General features: G+C 61.6%; 1 protein-coding gene. It reads left to right on the forward strand.

Going from position 1 to position 245, the window contains the following annotated elements; translation table 11 throughout:
- Positions 1 to 245, forward strand: a 245-nt coding sequence (locus ACOZKU_RS27900; protein WP_421581627.1) for an EamA family transporter, incomplete at both ends; no start/stop codon positions are given.

The following is a 245-nucleotide window of genomic DNA, read 5'->3' on the forward strand; positions in this document are numbered from 1 at the left end:
CTGCTTGGCCTGTCGGTCTTTTCGACAGCGCTCGCCTTCGTCATCTATTTCCGCCTCCTCCAGACGCTCGGCTCGGTCGGTACGACGGCGCAGGCCTATATGCGCGTGCCGATCGGAGTCGCCATCGGCGTGGTGTTTCTGGGAGAGAGACTGATGCCTATGGCCTGGCTTGGCCTGGTCTGTGTTCTCGCAGGCGTCATTGCCATGACATGGCCAGATCGCACGAGGATTGTCGCTGCAGGTCG

The sequence above is a fragment of the Shinella sp. M31 genome (assembly GCF_049199205.1).
In the GTDB taxonomy this organism is placed as follows: Bacteria; Pseudomonadota; Alphaproteobacteria; order Rhizobiales; family Rhizobiaceae; genus Shinella.